At 68.7% G+C, this 16,781-nt stretch carries 16 protein-coding genes and 2 tRNA genes; 8 read left to right on the top strand and 10 right to left on the bottom strand.

Annotation, left to right across the window (positions count from 1 at the left end):
- Position 1: 1 nt before the first annotated feature.
- Positions 2-1,198: an MFS transporter gene (locus tag HW532_RS04585; protein ID WP_213163273.1), complete on the bottom strand. Its 1,197-nt coding sequence runs from the start codon at positions 1,196-1,198 to the stop codon at positions 2-4.
- Positions 1,199-1,279: 81 nt separating this feature from the next.
- Here HW532_RS04585 and HW532_RS04580 point away from each other — a divergent pair, with 81 nt between their 5' ends.
- From HW532_RS04580 to HW532_RS04560, 5 genes are all read left to right on the top strand, one after another.
- Positions 1,280-1,609 (top strand): ArsR/SmtB family transcription factor, encoded by a 330-nt coding sequence (locus HW532_RS04580; protein ID WP_213163272.1) that lies wholly within the window; start codon positions 1,280-1,282, stop codon positions 1,607-1,609.
- Between the two features lie 87 nt (positions 1,610-1,696).
- A complete protein-coding gene (locus HW532_RS04575; RefSeq protein ID WP_213163271.1) occupies positions 1,697-2,017 on the top strand; it encodes an ArsR/SmtB family transcription factor in 321 nt (106 codons plus the stop codon).
- A complete protein-coding gene (locus HW532_RS04570) occupies positions 2,014-2,424 on the top strand; it encodes an SRPBCC family protein (protein WP_213163270.1) in 411 nt (136 codons plus the stop codon). The genes HW532_RS04575 and HW532_RS04570 overlap by 4 nt, the downstream gene beginning before the upstream one ends.
- Positions 2,425-2,503: 79 nt before the next feature.
- Positions 2,504-2,722, top strand: coding sequence for a hypothetical protein (locus HW532_RS04565; protein WP_213163269.1), 219 nt, complete (start codon positions 2,504-2,506; stop codon positions 2,720-2,722).
- Between the two features lie 5 nt (positions 2,723-2,727).
- A complete protein-coding gene (locus HW532_RS04560; protein WP_213163268.1) occupies positions 2,728-3,174 on the top strand; it encodes a DUF1801 domain-containing protein in 447 nt (148 codons plus the stop codon).
- Positions 3,175-3,206: 32 nt separating this feature from the next.
- Here the strand turns inward: HW532_RS04560 and HW532_RS04555 are convergent, their stop codons facing one another.
- The 5 genes from HW532_RS04555 to HW532_RS04535 form a co-directional block, all read right to left on the bottom strand.
- Positions 3,207-3,920 carry an ABC transporter ATP-binding protein gene (locus HW532_RS04555; protein ID WP_213163267.1) on the bottom strand — a complete coding sequence of 238 codons (714 nt, stop codon included), beginning with the start codon at positions 3,918-3,920 and terminating at the stop codon, positions 3,207-3,209.
- Complete coding sequence (locus HW532_RS04550; protein ID WP_213163266.1) at positions 3,917-4,657, bottom strand: ABC transporter ATP-binding protein; 741 nt, start codon at positions 4,655-4,657, stop codon at positions 3,917-3,919. Before HW532_RS04550 ends, HW532_RS04555 begins: the two co-directional genes overlap by 4 nt.
- A 16-nt stretch (positions 4,658-4,673) precedes the next feature.
- A complete protein-coding gene (locus HW532_RS04545) occupies positions 4,674-5,636 on the bottom strand; it encodes a branched-chain amino acid ABC transporter permease (RefSeq protein WP_213163265.1) in 963 nt (320 codons plus the stop codon).
- Between the two features lie 3 nt (positions 5,637-5,639).
- Complete coding sequence (locus HW532_RS04540) at positions 5,640-6,512, bottom strand: branched-chain amino acid ABC transporter permease (RefSeq protein ID WP_213163264.1); 873 nt, start codon at positions 6,510-6,512, stop codon at positions 5,640-5,642.
- Positions 6,513-6,581: 69 nt separating this feature from the next.
- Entirely contained in the window at positions 6,582-7,841 is a 1,260-nt protein-coding gene (locus HW532_RS04535) for an amino acid ABC transporter substrate-binding protein (protein ID WP_213163263.1), read from the bottom strand.
- Between the two features lie 238 nt (positions 7,842-8,079).
- Between HW532_RS04535 and pyc the strand changes: the two genes are divergently transcribed.
- Positions 8,080-11,556, top strand: coding sequence for a pyruvate carboxylase (pyc, locus tag HW532_RS04530; protein WP_213163262.1), 3,477 nt, complete (start codon positions 8,080-8,082; stop codon positions 11,554-11,556).
- A 172-nt stretch (positions 11,557-11,728) separates the two neighbouring features.
- Here the strand turns inward: pyc and HW532_RS04525 are convergent.
- Positions 11,729-11,805, bottom strand: a tRNA-Pro gene (locus tag HW532_RS04525).
- A 161-nt stretch (positions 11,806-11,966) separates the two neighbouring features.
- On the opposite strand from HW532_RS04525, the gene HW532_RS04520 reads away from it, so the two are divergent.
- Both HW532_RS04520 and HW532_RS04515 read left to right on the top strand, forming a co-directional pair.
- Positions 11,967-12,040 (top strand) — tRNA-Gln (locus HW532_RS04520).
- Between the two features lie 37 nt (positions 12,041-12,077).
- Entirely contained in the window at positions 12,078-13,121 is a 1,044-nt protein-coding gene (locus tag HW532_RS04515; protein ID WP_213163261.1) for an asparaginase, read from the top strand.
- Here the strand turns inward: HW532_RS04515 and HW532_RS04510 are convergent.
- Genes HW532_RS04510 through HW532_RS04500 form a run of 3 tightly spaced genes read right to left on the bottom strand, consistent with a single transcriptional unit; the run spans position 13,112 to position 16,696 of the window.
- Positions 13,112-14,467, bottom strand: coding sequence for a TIGR03808 family TAT-translocated repetitive protein (locus HW532_RS04510; RefSeq protein WP_213163260.1), 1,356 nt, complete (start codon positions 14,465-14,467; stop codon positions 13,112-13,114). The genes HW532_RS04515 and HW532_RS04510 overlap by 10 nt on opposite strands.
- A gap of 31 nt (positions 14,468-14,498) precedes the next feature.
- Positions 14,499-15,509 carry a methylmalonyl Co-A mutase-associated GTPase MeaB gene (gene meaB / locus HW532_RS04505; protein ID WP_213163259.1) on the bottom strand — a complete coding sequence of 337 codons (1,011 nt, stop codon included), beginning with the start codon at positions 15,507-15,509 and terminating at the stop codon, positions 14,499-14,501.
- Between the two features lie 44 nt (positions 15,510-15,553).
- A complete protein-coding gene (locus tag HW532_RS04500) occupies positions 15,554-16,696 on the bottom strand; it encodes a PdaC/SigV domain-containing protein (protein WP_213163258.1) in 1,143 nt (380 codons plus the stop codon).
- Between the last annotated feature and the right edge of the window lie 85 nt (positions 16,697-16,781).

Raw genomic sequence — 16,781 nt, 5'->3', positions numbered from 1 at the left:
CTCATGCGAGCCTCTTGCGCATGCGCAGATATCCCGCGGTGAACGCGCCCGCGACGACGACGGCGCCGTATCCCGTCACGGTGTTCGGCAGTCCGATGACGGGGACGAGGAGGCCCGCGCTGACCGCGGGAAGCCCGAAGGCCAGGTAGCTCAGCGTGAAGATCGCGGCGAAGAGTTCCGCCCTGTCGCGCGGGGCCGCCGCCGGCACGACGGTGCGCAGCACGCCGAAGAAGCTGGTGCCGAAGCCCGTGCCCACCACGGCCAGCGCGGCCAGATAGAGCGCGAGGCTGTCCTGCCAAATGGCGACGAGGCAAACCAGCGTGCCGCCGCCCATCGCGCCCGTGCCGTAGAGCATCACGGCGTGGCCCGTGCGCTTTCGCGCCACGAGGCAGGCAAGCGCGCCCATGCCCGCAAGGAGCGTAACCACGAGCCCCTGCGGAATCGCCTCCCGGACGCCGAATACCTGCGTCATGATCGACGCGCCAAGCGAGAGATAGAGGCCGCCGGTCGCCCAGGTGGCAAAGAGTGCGGGGGCGCTGCTCCAGAAATCCTCGCGCGCGCTGGCGGGCACGCCGACCCGGGGCAGGAGCGCGGCGAATAGGCCCTCGATGCGCGCGGAGGTCTCCGGGAACAGCCAGACCGCGAGGGCGAGGGCAAGCCCCGTCGCCACGAAACCGTCGAAGACGAGCGCCTTGGGCGCCGCCGACAGGTCGAGGAACAGGCCGGACAGGAGGGCTCCGGCCGCAAGCCCCAGGAGCGGAACCACCGTATTGACGACCGACGCCAGCCCCGGCAGGGACGGCGGCTCCAGATCGGCGATCGTGGCCGACAGCGTGGAGACGAGCAGGCCGCAGGCCGCGCCCTGGAGGATGCGGCCGAGGATCAGCCCCGACACATCCGTCGCCTGGTCGAAGACCAGAAGCGCCAGCGCCAGCAGCGCGAAGCCCAGGCTCAGGACCGGCCTGCGCCCCACATGGTCGGAGACCGAGCCCGCCACGAGGAGGACGGAGAGAAGCGACAGCGCATAGACCGCGAAGACGACGGTCATCAGCGCCGGAGTGAACCCCATCTCGGCGCGGAGCACGGGATAGAAGGGCGACGGCGCGCTCGCGCTGGCCATCGTCACCAGAGAGCCGAAGGTGACGACCGGGAAGCCTATCCGGCTCCTCGACCGGGCGGAGCTTGCGGCGATTGACATTGGAGGGACTCCGAGTCGGTTCGAATATGTTCGAACAAACATCTATTTCCTTTTGGCGGATGGTTCAACTATATTCGAACCATGGACAAGGCAGACAAACCCGCGCCGGAGCAACTGGCGCATCCGCGCGAGGACGAGATCGAGCTCGCGAAGGTACTCTTCGCGTTGAGCGATCCCGCGCGGCTGGAACTCGTCCGGCAGCTTCGGGACGCGCCGCTGGAGGCGGCACGCTGCCACCTCACCGACCCTTCGATCCCGAAATCCACCAAGTCGCACCAGATGAAGGTGCTGCGCGAGGCCGGCGTCATCCGGAACGATCCGAAGGGGCGGGGGCGGCTTCTGTCCCTGCGCCGCGGGGAGCTGGACAGGCGTTTCCCGGGCCTGCTCGACGCAGTCCTCGACGCGTCCTGAAGGGCGCCGTGCGACGATCCTCCTTGACGAATACATATTTCTCCGGTTATCGGTTCTAATCGATAGCCGGGAGGTTATGATTTTGCAATGCCGCAGCCCCAGACCCTTTTCCGGGCGCTTGCCGATCCGACGCGGCGCGCCATCTTCGAGAGGCTGTGCCGCGAGGGCGACCAGACGGTCGTGGCCCTGACGGCGCAGGCCGGCATCTCGCAGCCGGCCGTCTCGAAGCATCTGGGCGTGCTCAAGAGGGCGGGGCTGGTCCGCGACCGTCACGAGGGCCGCAAGACCCATTACAGCGCCAGGGTCGAGGCCTTGGCCCCGCTGCTCGACTGGACGAAGGAGATGGCCGGGTTCTGGGAAAGCCGGTTCGACGCCCTGGAAGACCTGCTCAAGAGGATGGATCAATGACCCACGCATCGGCCGAAACGCGCTCCGTCGTCGTCGAGCGGGAGCTGCCCTTTCCGCCGGAGAAGATCTGGCGCGCGCTCACCGAGCCGCATTTCATCGAGGAGTGGCTCATGAAGAACGACTTCAGGCCGGAGGTCGGGCACCGCTTCGGCCTCAGCGCCGACTGGGGCGGCGTCGACTGCGAGGTGCTGACGGTCGAGCCGCACAGGGCGCTGACCTATTCCTGGGACACCAAGGATCTCAGGAGCGTCGTCTCCTGGACCCTGACCCCGACGCCGGCGGGAACCATGCTGCGCATGGAGCAGACCGGTTTCCGGCCGGAGCAGGAGGCCTATTACCGGGGCGCCATGGCCGGGTGGCCGCGCTTCTTCGCCAATCTTCAGGAGGTGGTGGCGCGGATCGGCTGACATCCGCCCGCCGCGTTTCGGGATCGCCCGCGGGGGGCGTCCCGCGCCGTTTCGATCCGTTTCAGAGGGGAGGTTTCCGATGCGCTGGAGCCTGTGGATACGCCAGAGCCATCGCTGGGTCTCGATCGCCTTCACGCTGACCGTCGCCGTCATCTTCGCCATGCTCGGCATGGGGCTGGAGCCCGCCGAGTGGGTCTATTTCCTGCCGCTCTTCCCGCTGGCCCTGCTCGCGCTCACCGGGCTCTACCTGTTCGCCTTGCCATACACCGCCGCACGGCGCGGCCGCGGAAAGGCCTGAGCGTCATGGCCGGGAAGACCGCGAAACCGGCGCAGCCGAAGACGGATGACGGGCCGAAGCTGCTTTCGGGCGGGAATCCGCAGATCGCGAAGGGCTATGGCGACGCGCCCGTTCAGGCCTATATCGCGGCCATGCCAGGCTGGAAGAGCGATGTCGGCCGCCGCCTCGACGCCCTCATCGTCGACGCCGTGCCCGACGTGCACAAGGCGGTCAAATGGAATTCGCCCTTCTATGGTGTCGAACAGGGCGTCTGGTTCCTCGGCTTTCATTGCCTGACGGCCTACGTCAAGGTCGCCTTCTTTCGCGGCGCGTCGCTCAGCCCGCGCCCGCCCGTGGGCTCGAAACAGAAGCATGTCCGCTATTTCCACATCCACGAGGACGGCCAGTTCGACGACGCGCAGTTCGCCGACTGGGTGAGACAGGCGGCCAAATTGCCCGGCGAGAAGATGTGAGGGGCGGGCGGCCCGCCGTCCGGCGGATCCGCTCACCCGCCCATATAGAGCGCCATGAGCTGGTCGTCGTCGCGGATCTCGTCGGGCGTGCCGGAGAACTGCTCGTTGCCGCTGGCCAGAATCAGGATGCGGTCGGCGACGGGCAGCGCCTCGCGGATGTTCTGCTCGACCATGACGACGCCCACGCCGAGCTCGCGCAAGGCCTTCACACGCTCCATGGTCTCGCTCACCAGCGCCGGCGAGAGGCCGGCGGAGGGCTCGTCGAGCAGGATGAAGGAAGGCTCCGGCACCAGCGCGCGTGCGATCGCCACCATCATCTGCTCGCCGCCCGACAGCGAGCCCGCCGCCACGCGGCGCCGGCGCTTCAGGTTCTCGAACTGCCCGATCAGCGCGTCCACGCGGCGCTCCACCGCCCGGCCGTCGGCGAGGGAATAGCCGCCCATGCGCAGATTCTCCTCCACGGTGAGCCTGGGAAACACGCCACCGCCCTGCGGCATCATCACGATGCCGCGGCGCACCACCTCGTGGACGGCGAGGCCCGTAATGTCGTCCTCGCCGAGGCGGATGCGCCCGTCCCAGGCGGGCAGCGCGCCGGCCACCGCCTTGATGACCGTCGACTTGCCCGAGCCGTTCGGCCCGAAGACGCATGTGATCTCGCCGCGCCGGGCCGTCAGCGAGACGCCGTGGACGATCTCCTGCTTGCCGTAGCCCGTGACCAGGTTGTCGACCGTCAGGCACTCCGTCATGTCCGCCGCCCCAGATAGGCCTGCTGCACGTCCTTGTCGCGCGCGATCTCCGCGAAGGGGCCTTCCGCGACCACCTCGCCGAAATCCATCACCAGGATGCGCTCGCAGATCTCGCGCACCATCTCCATGTCGTGCTCGATGATGAGGAAGGTCACGCCCGCGCCCTTGAGGCGCCTGAGCGCGCCGAGGATGATCTTGCGGATATTGGGATGGACGCCGGCGGTCACCTCGTCGAGGAGCACCACCTTCGGCGCGCGCATATAGACGCGGCCGAACTCCAGGAGCTTCTGCTGGCCGCCGGAGAGTTCCGATGCCAGATTGTCGCGCACCTCGCCGATCCGCAGGAGCTCCAGAGCCTCCTCCGCACGCTCCGGCGCGCCCTGCCAGTCGGCCTCCACGGCGGCGGCGAGGAGGTTGTCCCACACGCTCATATTGTCGAACAGCGAGGGGATCTGGAAGGTGCGCCCGAGCCCGCCGCGCGCAATGCGCCAGGCCGGCCAGCGCGTGACGTCGCGCCCGGCAAGCCGCACGGTTCCCGCGTCCGGCGGCTCCGCCCCGGCGATCAGGTTGAAGAGCGTCGACTTGCCCGAGCCGTTGGGGCCGATGATCCCGAGGATCTCCGCGCGCGCGAGCGAGAAGCTCACGCCGTTGACCGCCGTGATGCCGCCGAAGCGCTTGACGAGGCGCTCCACGGCGAGGGAGCTGTCTGTCCGCGTGTCGCGGTCTGTGGCCGGCATGCTCATGGACACCCCCTCACAGCTTGCGGACTATGGTGCCGAGGAGCCGGCGGCCCTTGCCGCCGGTGCGCCCCCGGCCCGGGAGCAGGCTGATGAGCCCGTTCGGCAGGAACAGCACGACCAGAGCGATCACCACGCCGAGCACCGGCAGGTAGATCGTGGTGTCGCCCCATTCCGCCCACACATAGCGGTTGACGATCCACAGGAGCGCGGCGCCGAGCGCCGGGCCCCAGACCGTGCCGAGGCCGCCCAGGAGCACCATGACCACCATCTGGTCGGTGATCTCGCCGCCCATGGCCGAGCGCGGATCGATGAAGGTGACCCAGTAGGCGTAGATGCTGCCGAAGAGCGCCGCCATGGCCGCCGACAGCGCGAAGGCCTGCACCTTCACCTGGGTCGTGTTGATGCCCATCGCCTCCGCCGCCGGCTCGTGGTCGCGCAGGGCCTTGATGCGGAAGCCGAAGCGCGAGCGCTCGAAGAGCAGCCAGACCAGCAGGTAGCAGCCGAGCGCCGCGCCGGCCATGGTGTAGTAGAAGAACAGCTCGTCGAGATAGGGCGGCAGGGAGAGCCCGCCCGTGCCGCCGGTGATCTCCGATATGTTGACGAGTTGGAGCAGCATCTCCGCAAACGCCCATGTGGCGATGGCGAAGTAGGAGCCCCTCAGCCGCATGGTCGGCTCGCCGATGAGCGCGGCGACGGCCGCCGCGCCGAGAAGCCCGACGGGCACGGTCGCGATGAAGGGCAGGCCCAGATCGCGCTGCATGAGGATGGCGGTGGCGTAGGCGCCGATGCCGAAGAAGGCGGAATGGCCGAAGCTGATATAGCCGGCATAGCCGCCCACGATGTTCCACGAGCAGGCGAGCCCCGCCCACATGAAGACGCCCGTGGCGATCCTCAGCGAATAGGCGTCGAGCACGAAGGGCAGGCTCGACAAGACGGCCAGCCCGAGGAGGAGACCCGCAATCGGAATGGCGCGCATGGCCTACATCCCCCGCCTCAGTATGCCCTGCGGCGAGACGAGCAGGACGAGATAGAGCGCGGCGAAGACGACGAGATGCGAATAGTTGGCGCCGACATAGCTCGACACCAGCGATTCCACCACGCCGAGAAAGAGACCGGCGACCAGCACCCCGCCGACCGAGCCGAGACCTGCCAGCACCGCGACGAAGAAGGCGAAGAGCGTGTATTTCACTCCGACATCCGGGTTGACGGAGAAGATGGCGGCGATCAGCACGCCGGCCGACGCCGTGATGCCGGTATAGATGCCGTAGACGGTGGCCGACAGCTTTCTCACATCGACGCCCATGAGACCCGCATTGTCGCGGTTCTGCGCCACCGCGCGCACCGCGAGCCCGAAGCGCGTCCTGTGCAGGAAGACGAAGAGCGCAAGGCTCAGCGCCACGGCGAAGACGAAGGCGGCGAGGCGCAGCAGCGGCACGGTGACCGGGCCGACGGCGATCGATTCCGCGCCGATGGCGGTGGTCACGTTGCGCGTGTTGAACGACCACAGCCACAGGGCGCCGCCGCGCATGAAGATGAAGATGCCGAAGGTGAAGGCGAGCGCCATGAGGTCGGGCCGGGCATACCGGCTCGTGCGGACGTGATAGATCAGCGGTCCGAGCCCGTAGCCGGCGAGCCCGAAGACGGCGAAGACGAGCGGCAGGCTCAGGAACGGATCGAGCCCCAGCAACGTGCTCGCCCAATAGGCCGCATAGCCGCCCAGCATCACCCAGCCGCCCACCGCGAAGTCGATGACGTGCAGCACGCCGAAGGTGAGCTGGAAGCCGATGGTGAGGCAGGCGAGTATGCCGCCGATCAGGATCCCGTTGACGAGGACCTGAAGGAGAAGATCCACGGATACGCTCCCCGCAAGAGATGCCGCCGACCGCGCGGGACGGCCGGCCGGCGGCATGCGATCACGCTGTCACGACCACTTAGGCAGCGGATAGACGAACTCGCCCTCCGCCGCATCGCCCGGCGCCACGGGCACCACGGCGCCCTCGGCGATCTGGATGACGACCGGCACCGGCCTGGTGTTGCAATGGAAGTGGTCGCCTTCCTTGTCGAACGCCACAGGCCCGTAGAAGGTGTCGATATCGGTCTCCTCGATCGCCTTGGTGAGCTCGGTGCGCGCGCTCTCGTCCCAGGGCGGCGGCGCGCCGAGCCGGGCGGCGGCGTCCTGGAGCACCAGCCCGCTCGCCGAGCAGGCGGCCTCGGTATAGTCGGGCCGGCTGCCCCAGCGGGCATGGGAGGCGTCGTCATATTCGGCCGCCGTGCCGAACAGCGCGTCCTCGTAGGGCAGCTTGGGCGTCCACATGGAGATGCCGAGCACGCCGTCGGCATCCGCGCCGAGCTCCCTGGCGAAGGCCGGATTGGTGACGCCGTAATGCATGAGGATGGCCTTCGGCCGGAAATCGAGGGACCTCGCCGTCTTGACGACGTTGATGAGCACCTCCTCGTGCCCGCCGACCGCCACGAGATCCGGGTTCTGCGCCTTCAGGTTCGTGACGATGGGGGTCAGGTCCGCCTGGGCCGGGACGAGCTCGTAGCTGGTCAGCTGGAGGCCGGCCTCCTTCACGCCCGCGCGGAAGCCTTCGGCGGTTTCCTTGGAGAAGGGCTCGTTGACGCCCACAACGGCGGCCGATGCGGGCCTCGTTCCGGCCGCGTCGGCGATCACGCCGACGGCCTTGCCCGAGGAGAGATCGACCGACGGGATCATGCCGAAATTGAACGCCGGCTGCGCGAGCCACACATTGGGCGACTCCGCGGAGCCGGAGATCATCGGCACGCGGTATTTCGCGCAGATCGGCTGGACGGCGAGCGTCACGCCCGATGTGTAGGGGCCGAACAGGACATTGACCTCGTCCTGCACGATGAGGCGCTCCGCCGCGCTCGCGCCGGAGGCGGGCTGGGACTGGGCGTCGCCGTAGAACATCTCCACCTTGAAGCGTTCGCCGCCGATCTCGATGCCGCCCTTCTCGTTGATCTTTTCCGCCCAGAAATCGTAGCCGCGCCGTGTCAGGTTGCCGCCGAACCGGTTCTCGCCGGACAGCGAGGTGACGACGCCGCACCTGACGGTGGCCGTGGCCGCGCGGGTGTGGATGGCCGGCGCGGCGACGGTGAGCGCACCGAGGCCGGCGGCCGATGTCTTGAGGAACCCGCGTCTGGAAAGCGTCCTGGTCATCTGCAGCCTCCTTCCGAACGTCCTCCCTTATGTCCTCCGCCCGCTCAGCGCGCCGGCGGAGGATGCCAAGACTGGCACCGCCCCGATATCTTGGCAAGCCGACCGTCCGCCCGCGCCAAAATCGTCTTCGGGCGCGGTTCATTTGTTGAAATCGCAAAGCGTCACGCCTTAGCTTGGCCGGGCGTGCAGCTTGAGACAGTCCCCGCCCGGGCGGGGCATTCCTGAGGAGTGAACGGCGTTGACCATTTCGAAGATCCTCGTCGCAAACCGGTCCGAGATCGCAATCCGCATCTTCCGTGCCGCCAACGAACTCGGCATCAGGACGGTGGCGCTCTGGGCGGAGGAGGACAAATATTCGCTGCATCGCTTCAAGGCCGACGAATCCTATCAGGTCGGCCGGGGCCCCCAGCTCGGGCGCGATCTGGGGCCGATCGAGAGCTATCTCTCCATCGATGAGGTGATCCGGGTCGCCAGGCTCTCCGGCGCCGACGCCATCCATCCGGGCTACGGGCTCCTGTCGGAAAGCCCGGAATTCGCCGAGGCCTGCGCGGCGAACGGCATCGTCTTCATCGGTCCGAAGCCGGAGACCATGCGCCGGCTGGGCAACAAGGTGGCCGCGCGCAACCTCGCCGTGGAGGTGGGCGTGCCGGTGGTGCCGGCGACCGAGCCGCTGCCCGACGATATGGACAAGGTCGCCGCCATGGCCGCCGAAATCGGCTTTCCCGTCATGCTGAAGGCCTCTTGGGGCGGCGGCGGGCGAGGCATGCGCGTCATCCGGGGGGCGGGGGATCTCGCCGCCGAGGTGACGGCGGCCAAGCGCGAGGCCAAGGCCGCCTTCGGCAAGGACGAGGTCTATCTGGAGAAGCTGGTCGAGAACGCCCGCCATGTGGAGGTGCAGGTGCTGGGCGACACCCATGGCAATGCCGTGCATCTGTTCGAGCGCGACTGCTCCATCCAGCGGCGCAACCAGAAGGTGGTCGAGCGCGCGCCGGCCCCCTATCTCGACGACGCCAGGCGCGCGGAGCTGTGCGCCTACGCGCTCAGGATCGCGGAGGCCACCGACTATATCGGCGCGGGAACGGTCGAGTTCCTCATGGATGCCGACACCGGCGCCTTCTACTTCATCGAGGTCAATCCGCGCATCCAGGTGGAGCACACCGTCACCGAGGAGGTCACCGGCGTCGACATCGTCAAGGCGCAGATCAGGATCCTCGAGGGCGAGACCATCGGCGATCCGAAAAGCGGCGTGCCGGCGCAGGAGCGCATTGCGCTCAACGGCCACGCCCTGCAATGCCGGATCACCACGGAGGACCCGGAGCAGAACTTCGTTCCCGACTATGGCCGCATCACCGCCTATCGCGGCGCGACCGGCTTCGGCATCCGACTCGACGGCGGCACGGCCTATTCGGGCGCGGTGATCACCCGCTTCTACGACCCGCTTCTGGAGAAGATCACCGCCTGGGCGCCGACGCCGCAGGAGGCGACCGCGCGCATGGACCGCGCGCTGCGCGAGTTCCGCATTCGCGGCGTGGCGACGAACCTGACCTTCCTGGAAGCGATCATCGGCCATCCGAAATTCCGCGACGCCTCCTACACGACCCGCTTCATCGACGAGACGCCGGAGCTGTTCACCCGGGTCAGGCGGAAGGACCGGGCCACCAAGCTGCTCAACTACCTGGCCGACGTCACCGTGAACGGCCACCCGGAGGCGCGCGGGCGGCCCATGCCGAAGGCGGAAGCCGCCGCCCCCGCCGTGCCCTATGTGGACGCCGCCATTCCCGATGGTACGAAGCAGAAGCTCGACGCGCTGGGCCCGGAGGGCTTTGCGGCGTGGATGCGCGGCGAGACCCGCGTCCTGGTCACCGACACGACCATGCGCGACGCCCACCAGTCGCTGCTGGCGACGCGCATGCGCACCTACGACATTGCGCGCATCGCCGGGGTCTATGCGCGCGCCCTGCCGCAGCTGCTTTCGCTGGAATGCTGGGGCGGGGCGACCTTCGATGTCGCCATGCGCTTCCTGACGGAGGATCCCTGGGAGCGGCTGGCGCTGATCCGCGAGGCCGCGCCGAACCTGCTTCTGCAGATGCTCCTGCGCGGCGCCAACGGTGTGGGCTACACCAACTATCCCGACAATGTGGTCCGCCATTTCGTGAAGCAGGCGGCCGCGGGCGGGATCGATCTCTTCCGGGTGTTCGACTGCCTCAACTGGGTGGAGAACATGCGCGTGGCCATGGACGCCGTGCGCGAGGAGGGCAGGCTCTGCGAGGCGGCGATCTGCTATACCGGCGACATTCTCGACCCCGACCGCGCCAAGTACGACCTCGACTATTATGTGGGCCTCGCCAGGGAGCTGGAGGCGGCGGGCGCGCACATCATCGCCATCAAGGATATGGGCGGGCTCCTCAAGCCGGCGGCGGCCAGGGTGCTGTTCAAGGCGCTGCGCGAGGCGACCGACCTGCCGCTGCATTTCCACACCCACGACACATCGGGCATCTCGGCTGCGACCGTCCTTGCCGCCTGCGAGGCTGGCGTCGATGCGGTGGACGCGGCGATGGACGCGCTGTCCGGCAACACCTCCCAGCCCTGCCTGGGCTCCATCGTCGAGGCGCTGAGGGGCGACGGGCGCGACACCGGGCTCGACAGCGAGTGGGTGCGGCGCATCTCCTTCTACTGGGAGGCGGTACGCAACCAGTACGCCGCCTTCGAGAGCGACCTCAAGGGGCCGGCCTCGGAGGTCTATCTCCACGAGATGCCGGGCGGCCAGTTCACCAACCTCAAGGAACAGGCGCGCTCGCTCGGCCTGGAGGCGCGTTGGCACGAGGTGGCGCGCGCCTATCACGACGCCAACCAGATGTTCGGCGACATCGTGAAGGTGACGCCGTCCTCCAAGGTCGTGGGCGACATGGCGCTGACGATGGTCAGCCAGGACCTGACCGTCGACGATGTGGCGGACCCGGACAAGGATATCGCCTTTCCCGACTCCGTCGTCGCCATGCTGCACGGCGATCTGGGCCAGCCGCCCGGCGGGTGGCCGAAGGCGCTTCAGGACAAGGCGCTCAAGGGCGAGGCGGCGAGCACGGAACGGCCGGGCGCGCTGCTCGAGCCCGCCGATCTGGAGGCCGACCGCAAGGCGCTCGACGACCAGCTCGGCCGCGAGGCCAGCGACTTCGAATTCGCCTCCTGGCTGATGTATCCGAAGGTCTTCTCCGAATTCGCCGCCGCCGGCGAGACATACGGTCCCGTCGGCGTTCTCCCGACGCCGGCCTATTTCTACGGCATGCAGCCGGAGGACGAGATCTTCGTCGACATCGAGCGCGGCAAGACGCTGGTGATCCGCTGCCTGGCCATCGGAGACGCCGACGAGAAGGGCATGGTCACCGTGTTCTTCGAGCTGAACGGCCAGCCGCGACGGGTCAAGGTGCCGGACCGGGCGCATGGCGCCTCGGCGGCTGCTGCGCGGCGCAAGGCGGAGCCCGGCAACGAGGCGCATGTGGGCGCGCCCATGCCCGGCGTGGTCTCCGCGCTCGCCGTCTCCCCGGGCCAGACCGTCAAGGCCGGCGACGTGCTGTTGTCCATCGAGGCGATGAAGATGGAAACCGCGCTCCATGCCGAGCGCGACGGCACGGTTGGCGAGGTCCTGGTCAAGATCGGCGACCAGATCGACGCCAAGGACCTGCTGATCGCATGGTCGCCATCCCCCGACGAGCCGTGAGCCGGGGCCGCGCGACACCGCCGGCATGTCGGCTTACCCGGTTCTCGCGGACGGGAGCGCTCGATCCGGTCGGGCGATGCGAAGGGGGGATGCAACCGCCGTGACGCGTCTTCCTGCGATGTCAGGAGCGGCGTTTCAGTGAGGCGGGAACGAACCGACGGTGGCCAAGTATTGGTCGGAGTGGCAGGATTCGAACCTGCGACCCCCTCGTCCCGAACGAGGTGCGCTACCAGACTGCGCTACACTCCGCCGTCAGTTCGCAGGCGTTATAGCGTTGCGCATCGCGGTCCGCAAGACGTGAATGACATGTCTTTGCGAGCGTCGAACAGATGGATTGTCAGCCGGCGCGGGGGCGACTATTGTGCCGGCCACTCGCGGGGCGAGACACGCGTCTCGCGCCATCCCGGCATTGGGGCGTAGCCAAGCGGTAAGGCATCGGGTTTTGGTCCCGTGATCGCAGGTTCGAATCCTGCCGCCCCAGCCAGATCCGGACGCAATCGGCATCGGGGACAGCACTATCGATGGTCAATCCGGTCACGGTCGAGGTCACGCGCGGAGGCATCGTGGAAAGCCGCCATCGCGGCGCGCTGGCCATCGTCGATTCGCACGGGCGCCTGGTGGCGGGCCTCGGCGATATCGAGGTCCCGGTCTTTCCGCGCTCGGCCATCAAGGCGTTCCAGGCGCTGCCGCTGGTGGAGAACGGTGCGGCGGACGCCTTCGGCTTCACCCCCGCCGAGATCGCGCTGGCCTGCGCGTCCCATGGCGGGGAGCCGGCGCATGTGGAGACGGCGCGCGGCATGCTCGCCAAGCTCGGCCTCGACGAGAGCGCGCTGGAATGCGGCGCCCACTGGCCGACATGGCCGAAGGCCGCGCGCGATCTCGCCCATGAGGGCCTGGAGCCGGGCGCGCTTCACAACAACTGTTCGGGCAAGCATGCGGGCATGCTCGCCGTCGCGCGCCATGCCGGGGTCGCGCATCGCGGCTATGTGCGGCGCGACCACGCCGTTCAGCGCGGGATCGCGGACGTCATCGCCGATATGTGCGGGGCGGCGACGCTGAGCGCGCCCTGCGGGACGGATGGCTGCTCGGTGCCGACCTGGGCGCTGCCGCTCGGCGCGCTCGCCCGCGGCTTTGCGCGCCTGGCATCGGGGGAGGGGCTCTCTCCGGCCCGTGCCGAGGCGGCGCGGCGGATCGTGGAGGCGGTGCGCGGCAATCCGTTCATGGTCGCCGGCACGCGGCGGTTCTGCACGCGCCTCATGGAGGCCGTGCCGCGCGCCTTCGTGAAGACCGGGGCGGAGGGCGTGTTCTGCGGCGCGGTTCCCCATGCGGGGCTTGGGCTGGCGGTCAAGTGCGACGATGGCGCGTCGCGGGCTGCGGAGGTGACGACGGCCGCCGCGCTCGCCAGCCTGCCCGTGTGGAGCGATGGCGAGCGCCGCGTTCTGGAGAGCTTCGCCGCGGTGGAGTTGCGCAACTGGAACGAGATCCATGTGGGCGACATCCGCCTGTCTGAGGAGGCCGCCGCGCTGCTGAAGGCGGCGGCCGGGGCGCCTTCCGATCAGGCCTGATTGCTCGCGACGAGGAGATTGGCGGGCGCCGGCGTGCTGCCGTCGGCAAGCTCGCCGGTCGCGGCGCGGCCGTGATCGTGCCCGACAATGGCGTATTCGCCCGCGCCCGACACGGTGTTGCCGGTGACGAGCGCGTGGCCCGCACCCTCGCTGACCGAGGCGGCGATTCCCCAGCGGGCATTGCGCACGATGTTTCCCGTCGCGTTCACATCGCGCATGTAACGGCCCCAGCCGAGCATGATGCCGGTCCGCGGCGCATCCTCCACCACATTGCCGGAGATCGCCGTGTCGGCCTCCGCCGCGATGCCGATGCCGCGCTCGTCCGGCGCATCCGGCAGGACCTTCAGCCGGCGCACGAGATTGCCGGAGCAGACGGCGAGCCGCCCGCCCTCGTTGAAATTGGTGATCGAGATGCCGATGGCGGCGTCCTCCACGACATTGCCGGAGATCACGGCGCCCTCGAAGGCGAATTCCGCATAGAGCGCGACCTCGCCGAGCTGGCGGCACTGATTGTCCGCGATCCTGAGATTCGAGGCCATGTTGCCGCGCACGGCGGAGAAGGCGCAGTCGGCGACATGGTTGCCGGCGACCGTGACGCCATTGGCGCGGAAGACATTGATGCCGTTGCCGTTCTGGCCGGAGCCGCCGGCATCCGCGCGCACCGCTTCGATCCGGTTGCCGGTCACCAGCGTGCCGTCCTCGCCGGCGGCTGAACGCCAGATCTGGATGCCGTTATTGCCGATATCGCCGAGTGTGTTGCCGGCAACCTCCAGCCCCCGCGAATCGAGCGCGAAGAGGCCGGTGCGCGCCACCGAGGAGATCGTGTTGCCGGCGATACGGCCCGAACAGTCGCCAAGGTCCATCCCGCTGCCCGTGCTCGCCGCGACGGTGCAGGCCTCCACCGTCAGCCCGTCGACGCCGCGGGCGACGAGAAGGGCGCCGTCGTTAGTATCGTCGAAGGCCCGGCCCGCGCCGTCGAAGGTCAGGCCGGCGAGCGTGACGGAGCCGGTCTGCGCGACGGAGAGGAGGGCGGGACCGCCGGTGAAGACGAGCCGGGTGAGGCCCGGAACGCCGATCACGGCGGCCGGTCGGGATATACGGAGATTGCCGACCTCGTAGCGTCCGGGCGGGAGGAAGAGCGGCGCGCCATCCGCCGCCGCCCGGTCGACGGCCGCCTGGAGCGCGGCGGTCTGGTCGCCCGGCACGTCGGGCCTCAGGCCGAGGCTGCGCGCATCGAGCGCGGGGCCTTGGGCGCCGCCTGCCGCCAGGGCCGACGGCAGCCCCGCAAGAAGGCCAAGGCCGGATCCCGCACCGGCGCCAAGCAACGATCTGCGCAAAGGGTCCATCGGTCGGATCTCGCCTTTCTGCCGGCCTCGCCTACAATCCCAGCCGCTCCGTGATCTCCTTCACGGCGAGGGTGGGGGTGATGCGGCCCTCGCGGACCGCGGCCTCGAGTTCGGGCAGGCGCTCGCCGAGCTGCGGGTCGGACCTGATGGCCGCGATCAGCCGCTCCTCCAGCATGGCCCACATCCATTTGACCTGCTGGGCGCGGCGCCGGTCGAGCAGCGCGCCCGTCTCGGTGAACAGCGCGCGGTGGCGCTCGACCTCCGCCCACAGCCGGTCGAGACCCATATTGCGCAGGCCCGATACGGTGAGCACGGGCGGGTGCCAGTCGGCATTGGCCGGCTCGAGGATCTGCAGCGCGGCGCGATAGTCGGTGGCGGTGCGGTTGGCGAGTGCCTCGTTGTCGCCATCCGCCTTGTTGATGGCGATGAGGTCGGCGATCTCGAGCACGCCCTTCTTGAGCCCCTGAAGGTCGTCGCCGCCGCCGGGCAGCAGCAGCACGAGGAAGATGTCCACCATGTCGGCGACCGCCGTCTCCGACTGGCCGATGCCCACCGTCTCCACGATGACGACGTCGAAGCCCGCCGCCTCGCACACGATCATGGTCTCGCGCGTGCGCCGGGCGACGCCGCCGAGCGTGCCGGCCGACGGGGAGGGGCGCACGAAGGCGTTCGGATCGTTGGCCAGCCCCGCCATGCGCGTCTTGTCGCCGAGGATCGAGCCGCCCGTGCGCGTGCTCGTCGGGTCGACGGCGAGGACGGCGACCTTGTGGCCCTGGCCCGTGAGCGTGCGCCCGAGCGTGTCGATGGTCGTACTCTTGCCCACCCCCGGCATGCCGGTGATGCCGACGCGATAGGCCTTGCCGGAATGGGGCAGGAGCGCGACGAGCAGTTCCTGCGCCTGCGCCTCGTGATCGGCGCGCCGGCTCTCGATGAGCGTGATGGCACGCCCGATAGCGGCGCGCTCGCCGGCGCGCACGCCGCGTGCGAGCGCATCGATATCGGTGGGCCGGTCGTCCCGGCCTGCGTGTCGAACCCTGGCCATGGAGCTCTCTATAGGTGCCATCCCGGCGCGGCCGCAATGGCCGATTATTCGACGGTCACGGAGAAGCCGACCTCGGCGGGCGGGCCGCCTTCGCCGTCGGAGGGATCGTTCTGGCCGATCACGACGCGCAGCTCGCCGGCCGTGCCCTCCGGCAGGTCGATCCGGCCGGAAAAGGGCATCATCCCCACCGCCTGGCCGGTCGGTTCCTCGCCGCGCCGGGCGGTCACGAAACCCGTCGCCAGCGTCTCTGTGCCGTCCGGGCTCTGCAGCTTGAGCGAGGCCTCGCCCTCGAAGAAGAAATAGTTCGGCGCCTCGCCCTCCAGCATGAGCGGAGAGGAGACCGTGGCGTTGGGCAGGGGGCTCTTCATGAGCAGGAACGCCCCGTCCTGGCGCTGATAGTCGAAGACCTCCGTCAGGGCATCCGGCGTGCCTGCGAAGGTCTCGCGCCAGTCGGCGGAGAGATAGTCTCGGAAGATCTCCTGCGGCACGACCACGCGATAATCGCCCTCCGCATAGGGGCCGACGGTGTAGGGCGCGAACAGCAGCGACAGCCCGCCGGCCTTGCCCGTCTCGCCGGAGGGCACGAAGGCCAGCGTGTCGAAGGGCAGGTCGACGTCCTTCAGCCAGGAGTCCTGCTCCGCCTCGTCATAGGCGTCCCCGAGGCGTTCCTTCTTCTGGCGCTTGAGGTCGGCGAAGACGAAGTCGCGCAGCGCGACCATGGCGGGCGAATCGGTGCCGAGATCCTCAAACAGCGCGTCGGCCTCGATGGTCTTTCCCGCCGTCCGGTCGTAGTTCAGGCTCTCATAGGCGTAATTGCCGTGGGCGCCGCCGGTGAAGACATAGCTCATCGACAGGAGGCTGATGACGCGGTCGGAGACGAATTGCTCCTCATAGCGCCGCAGAAGCGAGAAGGGCGGCAGCTCGTCGTTCGGATTGGACTTCCGGAACTCCTCCGCCTCCGTCTCGGTCTGCTTGCGGAAGGACGCCATCTCGGCCTCGGCGTCGGCCTTGAGTTTGGCATACCAGTCCGGCGCAAGCCGGGCGGCACGCGGCAGGACGATGGTGATCTCGGCGGCCTTGGAGGTGTCGGTCAGAACCTCCGGCTTGCCGAGGGTGGCATCCTGGGCATGAGCCGCCGCAGGCACCGCGAACATGAGAAACAAGGTGAGAAAACAGCGATAAGCCATGAGCAATAGGGCCTCTTCCCCGACTAGGCCTGACAATTTCGGTCCCCGGCGCCCTTATCGTTCCCCTGAGGCGCCTAGCCGAATC

This window comes from Kaustia mangrovi (assembly GCF_015482775.1).
Classification (GTDB): Bacteria; Pseudomonadota; Alphaproteobacteria; order Rhizobiales; family Im1; genus Kaustia; species Kaustia mangrovi.
This window is presented reverse-complemented; position numbering and strand designations above follow the sequence as displayed.